The following is a 13,355-nucleotide window of genomic DNA, read 5'->3' as shown; positions in this document are numbered from 1 at the left end:
GGTAGCCCTGGGCGAGGTCGAAGCCGAGCGCGCGCACGGTGTCGAGGTCGGCGCGGGTCTCGACCCCCTCGGCCACGACCTTCGCATCGAAGCCGTGGCCGAGCTCGACCGCGGCGCGGCAGATCTTGCGCAGCGCCTCGTCCTCCGCGCAGCCATGCACGATGGCGCGCTCGATCTTCAGCTCGGCGAAGGGGATGTGGCGGAGCCGCTCGAAGGTGGCGTAGCCGGTGCCGAAATCGTCGATCGAGATGCTGAACCCGTGCAGCACCGCGCGCGTGGCGAAGGCCTCGGCCGCGGCGAGGTCGCCGATCAGGTCGGTCTCGGTGATCTCGATGATCAGCCGCTGCTCCACGCCGGTGCCGAGCGCCTTCAGCGCCTCGATCAGGCCGGGGCGCAGGATGGTGCGGCCGGCGACGTTGATCGAGGCTGGCAGGTGCGAGCCGCTGCGCGCGCAGAGGGCCAGCGCGGCGCGCGCCGCGGCGACCGTCAGGTCGTGCAGGTCGATGTCCTCGATCGGCGGCAGGAAGGCCGATGGCGCGAGCACGCCCCGCTCGGGGTGGCGGATGCGGGCCAGCGCCTCCATCCCGGCGATCGCGTCGCTGCGGAGATCGATCTTCGGCTGGAACCAGAACTCGACCCAGCCGTTGTCGAGGGCGGCGCGCAGCAGCCCGGGTTCGACCGGCTCGGAGCGATGCGGCGGCGCGACCACAGCCGGCCCGCCGAGCGCCGAGACGACGGTCTCGAGCTCGCGCCGGCGGAACGGCTTGCGCAGCGTGCCGCCGATCTCCACCCCGGCGCGCTCGCCGATCCGCCGCGCATGATCGAGCACCGATCCCGAGTGGCCGCTCATCAGCACCACCCGGCCGGTGTAGCCGCGCTCGTTCAGCACGCTGAAGATCTCGACCGCGTCGCTCTCGCCGAGCGAGAGGTCGAGCAGCAGCAGATCCGGGTGCGGGGAGTCGAGCGCCTGCACCAGGTCGGCCTTGGACGTCATGCCTTGCGCGGCGATGCCGAGCTTGCGCAGCTGTGAGGCCACGAGCGTGCAGATTTCCGGATGGTCATCGACCACGATCGCGGTCTTCACGCCAGGCGGTGCTGGCCTGCCTCTGATGGTCGATGACCGGTCAGCCGTTCCTTGCGGCATGGATCCTGCCTGGGGTCCGAGGGGGTCGCGCGACCATGGACCGGCGTCCCTAATACTCCATCACTGCGTGTAGTGCCTACCGTAAGGGTTGTATTGCTCCAGCATGGGGCACGGGCGCCGTCCGTCGGCCGCGCGGTGCTCTCCCTCCCGCAGCCGGTCCACCCTTGTGCGACGGCGCGCAGCCACCACGATCCACATTCGCAACTGCTGGGCACGGGAACGACGCATGGCCGACCGGACACCCTCCGCCCCCCCTCACCGGATCGTCGTGGTCGGTGGGGGGGCGGCCGGGCTCGAACTGGTGACGCGGCTCGGCGACACGCTGGGCAAGTCCGGCCGCGCCCAGGTCACGCTGATCGAGCGGACGCGGACGCATCTCTGGAAGCCGCTGCTGCACGCGGTGGCCGCGGGCAGCCTCGACCGCTCGGCCCACGAGCTCAACTATCTCGCCCAGGCCCGCTGGCACCACTTCACCTACCGGCTTGGCGAGATGGTCGGTCTGGACCGTGAGCGGCGCGAGGTCGCGATCGGGCCGACCCGCGACGACGAGGGCCGCGAGGTCACGCCGGCCTCGACCGTGCCCTACGACACGCTGATCATCGCGGTTGGCAGCGTGACCAACGATTTCGGCACGCCGGGTGCGGCCAGACATGCGGTGCCGCTGGAGACCCCCGACCAGGCCTCGCGCTTCCACCGGCGGCTGGTCAACGCGTGCCTGCGCGCCAACAGCCAGGCCGAGGCGGTGCGGCCGGGTCAGCTCCACGTCTCGGTGATCGGCGCAGGCGCCACCGGCACCGAGCTCGCCGCCGAGCTCCACCGCACGGTTCGCGCGGTGATCGCCTTCGGGCTCGACCGGATCGACCCCGAGCGCGACCTGCGCATTCGCCTGGTCGAGGCGGCCCCGCGCATCCTCCCTGCGCTCCCCGAGCGCATCTCGGAGGCCACGCGCCGCCTGCTCGAAGGGCTGGACGTGGAGGTGCTGACCGGCACGCCCGTCAGCGAGGTGCGCGAGGACGGGGTGATGCTCAAGGATGGGCGGTTCCTGCCGTCCGAGCTCGTGGTGTGGGCGGCCGGCGTGAAGGCGCCCGACGTTCTGCGCGAGATCGGCGGGCTGGAGACCAACCGGCTGAACCAGCTGGTCGTGACGGAGACGCTGCGGTCGACGCGCGACCCGGATGTGTTCGCGATCGGCGATTGCGCGCAGTGCCCGCGGCCGGGCTTTCCCCAGCCGGTGCCGCCGCGTGCCCAGGCCGCGCACCAGCAGGCCGCGCACATGATCCGCCAGATCGAGCGGCGGCTCGCGGGCAGGCCGCTGGAGCCGTTCGTCTATCGCGACTTCGGCTCGCTGGTCTCGCTCGGGAAATACAGCACGGTCGGCAGCCTGATGGGCTTCCTGGTCGGGCGCAGCTTCTTCGTCGAGGGCCATTTCGCGCGGCTGATGTACCGCTCGCTCTACACCATGCACCAGATGGCGCTGCACGGCCGGACGCCGGTGCTGTGGCGCAGCCTGTTCAGCTGGTTCTCGCAGCGGCCGAGCCCGGAGGTGAAGCTGCACTAGCGGCGGCACCCCGGCACCGCGACCGGGGTGACGGTCACGAGCGCGCCCGGGATCAGTGCGCGCAGGTCCTCGGCCACCGCATCGACCACGCGCTGGACCTCGCCGATCGTGCGCGTCGCTGCGAAGCCGAGCGTGAGCTCCACCGCCGCGCCGCGCCCCACGAGCCGGGAGCGGACCGCGCCGAGCGCGTCATACTGGGCGAAATGCCGCGCGAGGGCGCGGTTGATCGCGACCTGGCGCGCCTCGTCGAGCCGGCGGTCGAGCAGGTGCGGCAGCGCGTCGCGCCACATCCCGACCCCGAGCGCGACCATGGTCACTGCGACCAGCCCCGAGCCGACCGCGTCGGCGACGCGCCCGGGCGTGTCCTCGCCCCAGAGGGCGTTCACCGTGATCGCGCCAGCGGCGAGGCCGGACGCGACCAGCTTGGCGAGCCGCGAGCGGATCTGCCCGACGAGGATGATCGAGGTGCCGTCGCGGCCGGCGCGCCAGATCGCGTGAAGCACGACGGCGTTGATGCCGACATTGATCGCCGCCACCAGCGCCGCGACTGCCATGCCGAGCGCGGGCTGGCGCGGCGGCGCGGCGAGCCGCATCGCCGCCGTGCCGAGGACCCAGGCCGCACCCAGCAGCATCGCCGTGCCGACCAGCAGGTTGCCGAACTGCTCGAGCTTGGCCGCGCCGTACTCGTAGTCCGCCATCCGCTCGCGATGGATGCGCCGCAGCAGCGCCAGCAGGGAGAGTTCCAGGGCGATCAGCAGCACCGCCCGCAGGCTCTCGCCGACCAGCGTCAGGCTGTTGGCCCACAGCCCGGCGCCGGCCATCGGCACGACGATGGCGCAGTCGAGCACCGCGCCGAGCAGCATCGAGCGCTCGCGCGCGCGCTGTTCGGGCGCCAGACCGGCAGGCTCACGCGGCGCACGCATCGCCGGGCGCGGGCTGGATCGCGATCACCGCGGCGAAGCCGGACTCCTCGAACAGCGCCGCGACCGCGCCGGCGAGGCCGGCAAGCGCGAGGCGGCCGCCCTCGGCCTCGACCCGCTTCGCGACCCGGAGCAGCGCGCGCACCCCGGCCGCGTCGGCGGCGGTGATGCCGGCGAGATCGGCGATCACGCGGCGGGCGCCAGCGAGCACCATCAGCCGCCGCTCGGCCTCCACGGCGCCGGCGGCATCGAGCCGGCCAGCGAGGGCCACGATCGTGACCGCCTCGTCGGTCGGCTCGGCGACGGCGGTCGTCCGGATCGCGTCTCGGTACTGCATCGACGCCTCTCCCGTATCCCGGCGTGGGGCGATCTCGGGCCGCGCGAGGTCGCGCCCGGTCCCGAAAGCCGGACGAAATTCGTCCGAAAGGGGTATGAGGCCCCGCGCGCCGGGGTTCGGCGCGCGGGGGGCGGCGGCGTCAGGTCGTCGGCTGCTTGACGATCCGCATGTAGGGCTTGGGCGCGCGCCAACCCTCGGGGAATCGCTGGCGCGCCTCCTCGTCCGACACGGCCGGGACGATGATCACGTCCTCGCCCTGCTTCCAGTTCACCGGGGTCGCGACCTTGTGCCTGGCCGTGAGCTGGAGCGAGTCGAGCACGCGCAGGATCTCGTCGAAGTTCCGCCCGGTGCTCATCGGATAGGCGAGCACGAGCTTGATCATCTTGTCGGGCCCGATCACGAACACGGTGCGCACGGTGGCGTTGTCGGCTGGCGTCCGCCCCTCGGAGGTCGTGCCCGCATTGGCCGGCAGCATCCCGTAGAGCTTCGCCACCGCGAGGTCGGAGTCGCCGATCATCGGGTATCTGGGCATGAAGCCCATCACCTCCTCGATGTCCTTCGACCAGCGCTCATGGGAGGTGACCGGGTCGACGCTGAGCCCGATCACCTTGCAGTTGCGCTTGTCGAATTCGGCGCCGAGCCCGGCCATCGCGCCGAGCTCGGTGGTGCAGACGGGGGTGAAGTCCTTGGGGTGCGAGAACAGCACGCACCAGGCATCGCCGATCCACTCGTGGAAGCGGATCCGGCCCATGGTGGTCTCGGCCTCGAAGTCCGGGGCCATCTGGTTGATCTGCAGGGTCATGGCGGTGGTCCCTTCGCGTGGGGTGGACGGCCGGGTCAGGCGCGGCGGCGCCGGTCGGAAGGCGCGGTGTCCCACGGGGCGCGGCGCGCCTCGCGCATGGCATCGGCACGGCTGATCGCAAGATCGGCAAGCATCCGGTCATCCAGACCGGCGAGCTGCCGGCGCGTGCGCATCGCGCGCAGCATACGCCCGAGCGCGGCGCCGAAGGAGAGGGTGTGCATCGTCGCGGTGGCGAGCGCGCCGGCCGGCATCGTGGTGGTCTGCATCTTGGACTCCCTGGTTCTCTTTGGCCGCGGTGGCGAAGCGCCCCGCCGGTGAGCGGGAGAACACCGCATCCGGCGCGCGGAAGTCCCGAGAGCGCACCGAAATCGGGGTGAAATCGCGCCGAAACTCGGATAGACGGGTCCCGACACGGGAGCCGGCACACCGTCAGGAGGACGCATGGGCGCGGCGCGCGGGGCCGCGATCTGCCGCTTCGAGGGACTCACCCTCGATCTCGACCGGGGCGTCCTGGTCGGGTGCGACGGCGCGGAGATCGCGCTGCGGGCGAAGTCGTTCAGGCTGCTCTGCCACCTCGTCGAGCATGCCGGACGGCTGATCAGCCGCGAGGAGCTGATGGTGGCGGTCTGGCCCGGCGTGACCGTGACCGACGACAGCATCACGCAGTGCATCCGGGAGGTGCGACGCGCGATCGGCGACGAGCGGCAGCGCCTGCTGCGGACCCTGCCGCGGCGCGGCTATCTGTTCGCCGCCCCGGTCTCGCGCGCCGAGGCCGCGCTCGCGGTGACCGCCGCGCCGGAGACCTCCGTGGGGGAGGCGCCGCCCGCGCCGCCGACCGGCCGGCCGATGGTCGTCGTGCTGCCGTTCGAGACCATCGGCGGCGACGACGAGCAGCGCTATTTTGCCGAAGGGCTGACCGCGGATCTCGTCACCGACCTGACCCGGTTCCAGTCCCTGCACGTGGTGAGCCCAGTGCGCCGTTCGGCGGGATTGGGCCGCGCGCTCCCCGCCACGCCGTGGGCGGTGCAGCCGGTCGCCGGCGCGGCTGGCTACCTCGTCTCGGGCAATGTCCGCCGCGCCGGCGGGCGGATCCGCGTCACGGCGCAGCTGGAGGACGCGCAGAGCGGGGTCAATCTGTGGGCCGAGCGGTTCGACCGCCCGCTCGAGGATCTGTTCGCCGTGCAGGAGGAGCTCGCGACCCAGATCGCCGGCGGCCTCGCCGCGCGGGTGGACCAGGAGGGACTGAGGCGCGCCAAGCGTCGCCCGCCGGCCAACCTTGATGCCTACGATCTCTGCCTGCGCGGACGCGACCTGATCGGCCGCTCCACCGAGGCGGACACGGCAGCCGGCCGGCAGATGCTCGACCGCGCGCTCGCCGCCGATCCGGACTACGCCTCCGCCCATGCCTGGCAGGCCTTCGCGGTGCAGCGCGGCTTCACCCACCGCTGGGGCGAGCCGAAGGGCGAGGCGGCGCTGGCGCTGGCGCTCGAGCACGCCAACCGCGCCGTCGAGATCGAGCCCGACTCGCCGCTCTCGCTCGGCCGGCTCGCCTTCATCCTGGTGCTGAGCCGGCGCCACGACGAGGCGATCGAGGCCGGGCGCCGGGCGATCGCGCTCAATCCCGGCGCCTACGAGAGCCGCGTGGACTACGGGATCGTGCTCACCAATGCGGGCGACCCGGAGGGTGCCGTGCGCGAGCTTCGCCTGGCGATGGCGCTCGACCCGTTCCACCCGCCGATCCTGCGCGCGGTGCTGGGCAAGGCGCTGCTGCTCGCCGGTGACCCCGGGGCCGCGCTCGCCGAGCTGCGCTGGGCGACCGCGCTGGTGCCGGACTACTTCTATGCCTATCCGCCGCTCGCGGTGGCGGCGGCCGAGACCGGCCATCTCGACGAGGCGCGCGCCGCCGTCGCGACGCTCTGCCGGCGCTACCCGACGCTGAGCCTCGCCAACGCCGCCGAGAGCTGGTGCATGCGCCATGAGGCGGATGTCGTCCGGATGCTGGCGGGGCTGAGGGCGGCGGGCCTGCCCGAGGGCTGATACCCGGCTGCCAAAGGTCAGACCTTTGGCAGCCGGGTATCGCGCGTGGGGCTGGTGGGGCGGCCACGCGCGAAACAACCCCTTCAGACCGGCCTGCCGAGGGTGAAACCTTCGGCAGGCAGGTATGAGCGCCCCGTCTCGACGGGCCGTTCGGTTGAGCGTTAGGCTCCCCGTGCGCCGCGCACCGACGGCGGAGGGAACGGGGCAGCGACCGACTCGATGGGTGTGGGCAACGAGACCGCGCGGTATCGTTTCGATACCTTCACGCTCGACCTCGCGCGCGGCATCGTGCTCGACCGCGAGGGCGGCGAGCTGACGCTGCGCCCGAAATCCTTCGCCCTGCTCCGTCACATGGTCGAGCACGCCGGCCGCGTCGTGACACGCGAGGAGCTGATGGAGGCGGTCTGGCCGGGCGTGTTCGTCACCGACGACAACATCACCCAGTGCATCAAGGAGGTCCGCCGCGCGATCGGCGACGAGGCGCAGCAGCTCCTGCGCACGCTGCCCCGCCGCGGCTATCTGATGGTGCCGCCGGTGGCGCGCGGCGAGGCCGCGCTCGTGGTGGCGCCCGCGGCACAGACCTCGTCGGCCTCGGAGGAGGCCCTGCCCGCCCCGCCCAGGGGCCGGCCGATGCTGGTCGTGCTGCCGTTCGAGAACATCGGCGACGACGAGGAGCAACGCTACTTCGCCGATGGGCTGACCGCCGATCTCGTCACCGACCTCACCCGGTTCCAGTCGCTGCACGTGGTGAGCCCCGTGCGGCGCGGTCCGGCTGGGCGGAGCCTGCCCGAGACACCATGGACACCCGAAGCCCTGCCCGGAACGGCGAGCTACCTCGTCTCGGGCAGCGTGCGCCGCGCCGGCGGCCGGATCCGGGCCACCGCGCAGCTCGAGGATGCGCGCAGCGGCGTCAATCTCTGGGCAGAACGGTTCGACCGCCCGCTCGACGACCTGTTCGAGGTGCAGGCGGAGCTCGCCGACCGGATCGCCTCCGGGCTCGCCTCGCGGGTCGACTACGAGGCGTTGCGCCGGGCCAAGCGCCGCCCGCCGGCGAGCCTGGACGCCTATGATCTCGTGCTGCGCGCGCGCGAGCTGATCGGGCGCGCCAACCGGGCCGACACGCTGGCCGCGCGCGAGATGATCACCCGCGCGCTCGCCGCCGACCCGGACTACGCCACGGCCCATGCCTGGCATGCCTGGGCGGTCTCGCGCGGCTTCACCCAGCGCTGGGGCGAGCCCAAGGGCCGGCCGGCGGTGACGCTCGCGCTCCAGCACGCGATGCGGTCGGTCGAGCTGGAACCCGATCTGCCGCTCTGCCTTGCCCACCTGGCCTACATCCTGATGCTTGACCGGCGCTTCGACGAGGCGCTCCAGGCCGCGCACCGCGCGGTCGCGCTGAACCCCTGCGCCTACGAGAGCCGGACCGCGGCGGGGATCGTGCTCGTCAACATCGGCGAGCCGGAGGCGGCGGTGCGCGAGTTCCGCCTCGCGATGGAGCTCGACCCGTACTACCCGCCGGTCGTGCGCGCGTGGCTTGGCAAGGCGTTCTTGTTCTCGAACGATCCGGAGGCGGCCCTGGTCGAGCTGCGCTGGGCGATCGCGCGCGTGCCGGACTACTCGAATGCGCTCCAGCCGCTCGCCGTCGCCGCGGCCGAGACCGGCCGGGTGGAGGAGGCGCGCGCCGCGGTCGCGGCGCTGCATCGGGTCCTTCCCGGGCTCACGCTGCGGGACGTGGAGGCGACGCTCTGGATGCGCCAAGACGCCGACGTGAAGCGCATGCTGGGCGGGCTGCGCGCGGCTGGGCTGCCGGAGGGGTGAGCAGGGAGGGCTGAGCGGGGGAGGGGGAACAACGGCACGGTAGCCCCGTGGCTGGTTGGGGCGCCAGGATTCGAACCTGGGAATGGCGGATTCAAAGTCCGCTGCCTTACCGCTTGGCGACGCCCCAGCCGGGCGCCGCCGTGATAGGCCGGATCGGCGCGGCCGAACAAGCCCCGCGGCGGGGGCGCTCAGGCCGCGGCCTGCGCGGGCGCGTCAGGCGCGGCCGATCACCGGCCGGCGCAGGCGGCGGGCCGGACGGTCCAGCACCATGTGCGCCGCAGCGAGCAGCAGGAGCGCGGTATCGCGCCGTCCCTCGTCGGAGGCGGAGCGCGCCATGCGCAAGAGCTTGTCGGAGAGCATCAGTGGGCTCGGGCCCGCGGGCGGAGCGGTCTTCACCAGGTTGGCCATCGTCGCCTCCTCAGCAGCACGCCGTCATGCGGGAGCATGGACGGGATGCGTAACCAAACGGTGAACGCGACCATATGCTTCCGGGTTCCCGCGACATGTGACGCGGCTCACGCCGCGGCGGCGAGCCCCTCGGCCACGACGCGGTCGCGCCCGCCCGCCTTGGCGGCGGACAGCGCGCGGTCGGCCGAGGCGAGCAGCACCCTCGGATCGGCGATGCCGAAGGGCACGGAGGAGGCCGCGCCGATGCTCGCCGTGACGATGCCGTGCGGCGAGCCCTCATGCAGCAGCATCATCTCGTGCAGTGCGGCCCGGATCCGCTCGCCGACCGCGACGACGCCGGGCGTGTCGCCGTCGGGCAGCAGCACGGCGAACTCCTCCCCCCCGATGCGCGCGACCAGGTCGTAGGGCCGCAGGTGCAGCGATTCGAGCAGGAGGGCGATCCGCATCAGGCACGCATCGCCTTCGAGACGGCCGTAGCGGTCGTTGAACTGTCTGAAGTGATCGAGGTCGAGGATCAGCAGGCCGACCGGTACGGCCTCGCGCAGGCCGCGGCTCCACGCCGCCCGCAGCGCGGCATCGAAGGCGCGCCGGTTGGCGAGCCCGGTCAGCGGATCGCGCTCGATGAGATCGGCGAGCAGGTGGTTCGTCCGCTCGAGCTCGGCAGCGGTGGCGTCCAGCGCAGTCCCACGGCGGGCGATCTCGCCCGCCATGCGCGCGACGGCGCGCCTGAGCGTCTCGAGCTCGCCGAACAGCGCCTGCGACGGCAGCGCCCGCGACGGTGCACCGTCGTGAGCCGCCTCGGCCGCCTCGGCAAGCCGCAGCAGCGGCTGTGCCACGAGACCGCGCGCCAGCGCCAACGCCGCGCCGACGCCGGCAGCGCCGGCGAGCACCATCAGCCACAGCAGCAGTGCGTCGTGCCGGGCCCCCGCCCGTGTCGCCGCGGCGCGGTCCACCGTGACCGCGACCGCGAGCCCCATGGACCGGGCATGGGCGAACCCGACGATCCGGTCCGCCGCGCCCGGTCCGGCCAGCGTGGCCGCGCCCGCCGGGGCGGCGAGGACGGTGCGGATCAGCGCCGCCTCAGCCGCTGGCGCCTCCGTCGGCCAATGCGCCAGCACCGCCCCATCGGGGTCGACGATCGTCACCGTGCGCGCGAGCCGGTCCACCCCCGCGCCGGTCGCGATCACCTTGGCAAGCCAGGCGAGGTCGAGCGTGGCGACGATCGCGGCGGGCAGGTGGTCGCCCGGCACGCCGCGCAGGGCGGCGATGCCGCGCGCGATCGGCAGCGCCACCGTGCCGTCCAGGCGGGAGATCACCGGCGGGGCGAGCACGGGACGGCCGGTCCGCCGCGCCTCGGCAATGGCGGGCCCGCCGACGGGCGCCGCCTCCGCGCCCGCACCGGTATCGGAGCAGATCGCGCGGCCGTCCCGGGCCACCAGCACCGCGTTCCGGATGAACGGGTGTCCTTCGGCCAGAAGGCGCATCCGGCGGATGCAGGCGCCGGGATGGTCGGCCCAGCCGCTGTCCTCCTCGGCCACGCGCGCGAGCATCCGGTCGGCGGCGGCAAGCAACGCCTCGGCCAGGGTCGCGCCGAGGCCGGCGGCCTGGCGCTGCAACGCGGACGCGGTGCGGACGTGCTCGTCGCGTGCCTGCCCGGCCATGTGCCAGAGCAGCAGCATCGCCGGAGCGATTGCGAGCAGCATCAGCGCGAGCATCAGCCGGCCGATGCCGCTGCGGAGGAATCCCTGCGCCATTGAGACTTGACCTTCGGGCGGCACGCGCCAGCGAGTGGCGCACTCCGGAGGCTGCCAGGAGAAGGTGAACAACGCGCAAAGCGTGCGCTCATCCCGCTTGACGCGTGCATGCACTTGCGGGAGCGTTCGGATGCACACGCGGCGATCCAACGCCGCCAGCGGAGGAGACGACCATGCGACCAGTCCGTCTTGCGGCGGCAGGGTTTGTCCTGCTGTCCGCCCCGGCCTTCGGCCAGCAACAGGTCCCTGCCTGGGCCCAGGGCCGCCCCGACAGCATGGCGCAGAGCACGCTTGCGCCGCACCCGCCGCGCATGACGGTCACCGCGCCGGGTGACGTGCCGATGAACCGGCTGCGCGTGCCGCAGGGATTCCGCGTCGAGCTCTGGGCGCATGGGCTGCCAGGCGCCCGCATGATGGCGCTCGGCGACCAGGGCACGGTGTTCGTCGGCAGCCGCGTGATCGGGCGCGTCTACGCGGTGACCGACCAGGGCGGGCAGCGCAGCCACCGCATCCTCGCCGAGGGGCTGACCCAGCCGAACGGCATCGCGTTCAAGGACGGCGCGCTCACCGTGATGGCGATCAACCAGGTGCTGCGCTGGAGCGGGATCGAGGGACGGCTCGCCAACCCGGGTGCGCCCACCGACCTCACCGCGGCATTCAACCTGCCGCCGGATCAGCACCACGGCTGGAAGTTCACCGCCTTCGGGCCGGACGGCCGGATCTATACGAACATCGGCGTGCCCTGCAACATCTGCACCTTCGACCGTGACCGCTTCGCGCTGCTGGTGAGCTTCCGCGCCGACGGATCGGACCGGCGGATCGAGGCGCGCGGCATCCGCAACTCGGTCGGCTTCGACTGGCACCCGACCACGCGCGAGCTCTGGGCGACCAACAACGGCCGCGACTGGGCCGGCAACGACGAGCCGCACGACACGCTGCACCGCATCCGCCGCTCCGGCGAGGATCACGGCTTCCCGTGGTGCGTGGGCAGCTGGGCCGATCCGGCGATGGAACGGCGCCAGTGCAGCGAGTTCGAGGCACCGGCGGCCTCGCTCGGGCCGCACACCGCCCCGCTCGGGATGCGCTTCTACACCGGAACGATGTTCCCCGAGGCGTATCGCGGCGCGATCTTCGTCGCCCGGCGCGGCTCGTGGAACCGCGAGACCAAGATCGGCTACGATGTCGTCGCGGTGAAGCTCGATGCGCAGAGCCGCGTGACCGCGGTCGAGCCGTTCCTTAGCGGCCTGCTCGACGAGCAGGCGCAGCAGTTCCACGGCCGGCCGGTGGACGTGCTGCAGCTGCGCGACGGCTCGCTGCTGGTCAGCGACGAGCAGAACGGCGCGATCTACCGCATCAGCTACGGCGGCTGATGCGCCGTGTCCGTTCCGGGGCCGCGGCGCTCGCCGCGGCCCTTTTCTGTGTCCCGGCTGCCGCCGCGCCCGAGCAGGCGGAGCTGTGCGGAGCCTGCCACGGCGCGCGCGGGGTAGCGGAGATGGCGGAGGTGCCCTCGCTCGCCGGTCAGCCTGAGACCTTCCTCACCTTGCAGATGATCCTGTTCCGCGAGCGCATCCGCCGCTTCGAGCCGATGAACGCGGCCATGCAGGGCCTTCGTGACGCCGAGGTCGAGGCGCTTGCGCGCTTCTACGCCAGCCTGCCACCGGCGCAACCCGAGGCCGCCGGCGATCCGGAGCGGACCGCGCGGGGCCGCGCGCTCTCGGCCGAGCACCGCTGCGGCGTCTGCCATCGCGCAGACTATGCCGGGCAGAACCAGGTGCCGCGGCTTTCCGGCCAGCGCGAGGACTACCTGCTGCACGCGATGCGCGACTATCAGGCGGGCACGCGCCAGGGCACCGACACCTCGATGCAGGCCGCGCTGTATGGCCTCACCGAGCGTGACCTCGCAGACCTCGCGCTCTATCTCGCGACGGTGCCGACGTCGCGCTGACGCGGTAGCGCGATCGCGAACCGCGTCGAGGCGTGCGGCCGGCTTGCGCCGCTGCCGCCCGCTGCCAACGACTCCGCCTGGCGGAGTGACTGCGCCGCGCCTGATGCGCTCCGCGCAGAGGCTTCATCTCTGTGCGGAGGGCAACGCGCGGAGGGTTGGTGTGGCGGCCGCGCGCCGAGGGCATGACACGCTGACGGCCCAGGCGACGGCCCAGGCGACCGCCCAGGGCCTCACGCCTTCACCGCGCCGCGCGTCAGGCCGGCGATGATCTGCTTCTGCATCAGGAAGAACACCACCAGCATCGGGATGCAGGAGGTGATCGCCGCCGCCATGATGAGGCCGTACTCGGCCATCTGCTCGCTGTTGAGGCCGGCGATGCCCACGGGCAGGGTGAACATCTCGTCGCTCCGCATGAACACCAGCGGCCAGATGAACGAGTTCCACGACGAGATGAAGATCAGGATGCCGACCGTGCCGAGGGCAGGACGCGCGAGCGGCACGATGATCGTCAGCAGCAGGCGGAGCTCGCTGCACCCGTCGATGCGCGCGGCCTCGATCAGCTCGTCGGGCAGGGTCGAGATGTACTGGCGCATCATGAACAGGCCGAAGGCGGAGGAGGCGAAGGGCAGCAC

The 13,355-nt window shown here is 72.7% G+C and carries 13 protein-coding genes and 1 tRNA gene; 5 read left to right on the top strand and 9 right to left on the bottom strand.

What is annotated here, in order from left to right; translation table 11 throughout:
• A partial coding sequence (locus ACTIFU_RS18315; protein WP_439579763.1) for an EAL domain-containing response regulator occupies positions 1–1,084 on the bottom strand: 1,084 nt, incomplete at its 3' end.
• Between the two features lie 286 nt (positions 1,085–1,370).
• Here ACTIFU_RS18315 and ACTIFU_RS18310 point away from each other — a divergent pair.
• Entirely contained in the window at positions 1,371–2,702 is a 1,332-nt protein-coding gene (locus tag ACTIFU_RS18310) for an NAD(P)/FAD-dependent oxidoreductase (protein WP_439579762.1), read from the top strand.
• On the opposite strand, the gene ACTIFU_RS18305 is transcribed toward ACTIFU_RS18310, so the two are convergent.
• The 4 genes from ACTIFU_RS18305 to ACTIFU_RS18290 form a co-directional block, all read right to left on the bottom strand.
• The gene (locus ACTIFU_RS18305) at positions 2,699–3,625 is read right to left on the bottom strand and encodes a cation diffusion facilitator family transporter (RefSeq protein WP_439579761.1); all 927 of its coding nucleotides are present in this window, start codon (positions 3,623–3,625) and stop codon (positions 2,699–2,701) included. The two genes, ACTIFU_RS18310 and ACTIFU_RS18305, sit on opposite strands and share 4 nt — an antisense overlap.
• A complete protein-coding gene (locus ACTIFU_RS18300; protein WP_439579760.1) occupies positions 3,609–3,959 on the bottom strand; it encodes an STAS domain-containing protein in 351 nt (116 codons plus the stop codon). The genes ACTIFU_RS18305 and ACTIFU_RS18300 overlap by 17 nt, the downstream gene beginning before the upstream one ends.
• A gap of 139 nt (positions 3,960–4,098) precedes the next feature.
• Positions 4,099–4,761 carry a peroxiredoxin gene (locus ACTIFU_RS18295; protein ID WP_439579759.1) on the bottom strand — a complete coding sequence of 221 codons (663 nt, stop codon included), beginning with the start codon at positions 4,759–4,761 and terminating at the stop codon, positions 4,099–4,101.
• A 35-nt stretch (positions 4,762–4,796) separates the two neighbouring features.
• Complete coding sequence (locus ACTIFU_RS18290; protein ID WP_439579758.1) at positions 4,797–5,027, bottom strand: DUF1127 domain-containing protein; 231 nt, start codon at positions 5,025–5,027, stop codon at positions 4,797–4,799.
• A gap of 175 nt (positions 5,028–5,202) precedes the next feature.
• On the opposite strand from ACTIFU_RS18290, the gene ACTIFU_RS18285 reads away from it, so the two are divergent.
• Complete coding sequence (locus tag ACTIFU_RS18285; RefSeq protein ID WP_439579757.1) at positions 5,203–6,798, top strand: winged helix-turn-helix domain-containing tetratricopeptide repeat protein; 1,596 nt, start codon at positions 5,203–5,205, stop codon at positions 6,796–6,798.
• A gap of 219 nt (positions 6,799–7,017) precedes the next feature.
• The gene (locus ACTIFU_RS18280) at positions 7,018–8,616 is read left to right on the top strand and encodes a winged helix-turn-helix domain-containing tetratricopeptide repeat protein (protein WP_439579756.1); all 1,599 of its coding nucleotides are present in this window, start codon (positions 7,018–7,020) and stop codon (positions 8,614–8,616) included.
• A gap of 52 nt (positions 8,617–8,668) precedes the next feature.
• On the opposite strand, the gene ACTIFU_RS18275 is transcribed toward ACTIFU_RS18280, so the two are convergent.
• The 3 genes from ACTIFU_RS18275 to ACTIFU_RS18265 form a co-directional block, all read right to left on the bottom strand.
• Positions 8,669–8,743: transfer RNA gene (locus tag ACTIFU_RS18275), tRNA-Gln, on the bottom strand.
• 86 nt (positions 8,744–8,829) lie between these two features.
• Positions 8,830–9,024 carry a hypothetical protein gene (locus tag ACTIFU_RS18270; RefSeq protein WP_439579755.1) on the bottom strand — a complete coding sequence of 65 codons (195 nt, stop codon included), beginning with the start codon at positions 9,022–9,024 and terminating at the stop codon, positions 8,830–8,832.
• 107 nt (positions 9,025–9,131) lie between these two features.
• Positions 9,132–10,778: a diguanylate cyclase domain-containing protein gene (locus ACTIFU_RS18265; RefSeq protein ID WP_439579754.1), complete on the bottom strand. Its 1,647-nt coding sequence runs from the start codon at positions 10,776–10,778 to the stop codon at positions 9,132–9,134.
• Between the two features lie 173 nt (positions 10,779–10,951).
• On the opposite strand from ACTIFU_RS18265, the gene ACTIFU_RS18260 reads away from it, so the two are divergent.
• Together ACTIFU_RS18260 and ACTIFU_RS18255 are read left to right on the top strand one after the other, a co-directional pair.
• Positions 10,952–12,148, top strand: coding sequence for a PQQ-dependent sugar dehydrogenase (locus tag ACTIFU_RS18260; protein WP_439579753.1), 1,197 nt, complete (start codon positions 10,952–10,954; stop codon positions 12,146–12,148).
• On the top strand, positions 12,148–12,723 hold the full coding sequence (locus ACTIFU_RS18255) for a c-type cytochrome (RefSeq protein ID WP_439579752.1): 576 nt from the start codon (positions 12,148–12,150) through the stop codon (positions 12,721–12,723). Before ACTIFU_RS18260 ends, ACTIFU_RS18255 begins: the two co-directional genes overlap by 1 nt.
• Before the next feature lie 230 nt (positions 12,724–12,953).
• Here ACTIFU_RS18255 and ACTIFU_RS18250 read toward each other — a convergent pair.
• Positions 12,954–13,355: carbohydrate ABC transporter permease (locus ACTIFU_RS18250; RefSeq protein ID WP_439579751.1), on the bottom strand; the 402-nt coding region annotated here is incomplete at its 5' end.

This window comes from Elioraea sp., assembly GCF_051860475.1.
GTDB lineage: Bacteria > Pseudomonadota > Alphaproteobacteria > Acetobacterales > Acetobacteraceae > Elioraea.
Note: the sequence above shows the minus strand (reverse complement) of the source record. Positions and strands in the feature narration are given on the sequence as shown.

What these genes read in the sequence shown, in the direction of transcription:
- ACTIFU_RS18310 (WP_439579762.1), top strand. Translation starts at nt 1,371, where the DNA reads ATGGCCGACCGGACACCCTCCGCCCCCCCTCACCGGATCGTCGTGGTC.
- ACTIFU_RS18305 (WP_439579761.1), bottom strand. Translation starts at nt 3,625, where the DNA reads ATGCGTGCGCCGCGTGAGCCTGCCGGTCTGGCGCCCGAACAGCGCGCG.
- ACTIFU_RS18300 (WP_439579760.1), bottom strand. Translation starts at nt 3,959, where the DNA reads ATGCAGTACCGAGACGCGATCCGGACGACCGCCGTCGCCGAGCCGACC.
- ACTIFU_RS18295 (WP_439579759.1), bottom strand. Translation starts at nt 4,761, where the DNA reads ATGACCCTGCAGATCAACCAGATGGCCCCGGACTTCGAGGCCGAGACC.
- ACTIFU_RS18290 (WP_439579758.1), bottom strand. Translation starts at nt 5,027, where the DNA reads ATGCAGACCACCACGATGCCGGCCGGCGCGCTCGCCACCGCGACGATG.
- ACTIFU_RS18285 (WP_439579757.1), top strand. Translation starts at nt 5,203, where the DNA reads ATGGGCGCGGCGCGCGGGGCCGCGATCTGCCGCTTCGAGGGACTCACC.
- ACTIFU_RS18280 (WP_439579756.1), top strand. Translation starts at nt 7,018, where the DNA reads ATGGGTGTGGGCAACGAGACCGCGCGGTATCGTTTCGATACCTTCACG.
- ACTIFU_RS18270 (WP_439579755.1), bottom strand. Translation starts at nt 9,024, where the DNA reads ATGGCCAACCTGGTGAAGACCGCTCCGCCCGCGGGCCCGAGCCCACTG.
- ACTIFU_RS18265 (WP_439579754.1), bottom strand. Translation starts at nt 10,778, where the DNA reads ATGGCGCAGGGATTCCTCCGCAGCGGCATCGGCCGGCTGATGCTCGCG.
- ACTIFU_RS18260 (WP_439579753.1), top strand. Translation starts at nt 10,952, where the DNA reads ATGCGACCAGTCCGTCTTGCGGCGGCAGGGTTTGTCCTGCTGTCCGCC.
- ACTIFU_RS18255 (WP_439579752.1), top strand. Translation starts at nt 12,148, where the DNA reads ATGCGCCGTGTCCGTTCCGGGGCCGCGGCGCTCGCCGCGGCCCTTTTC.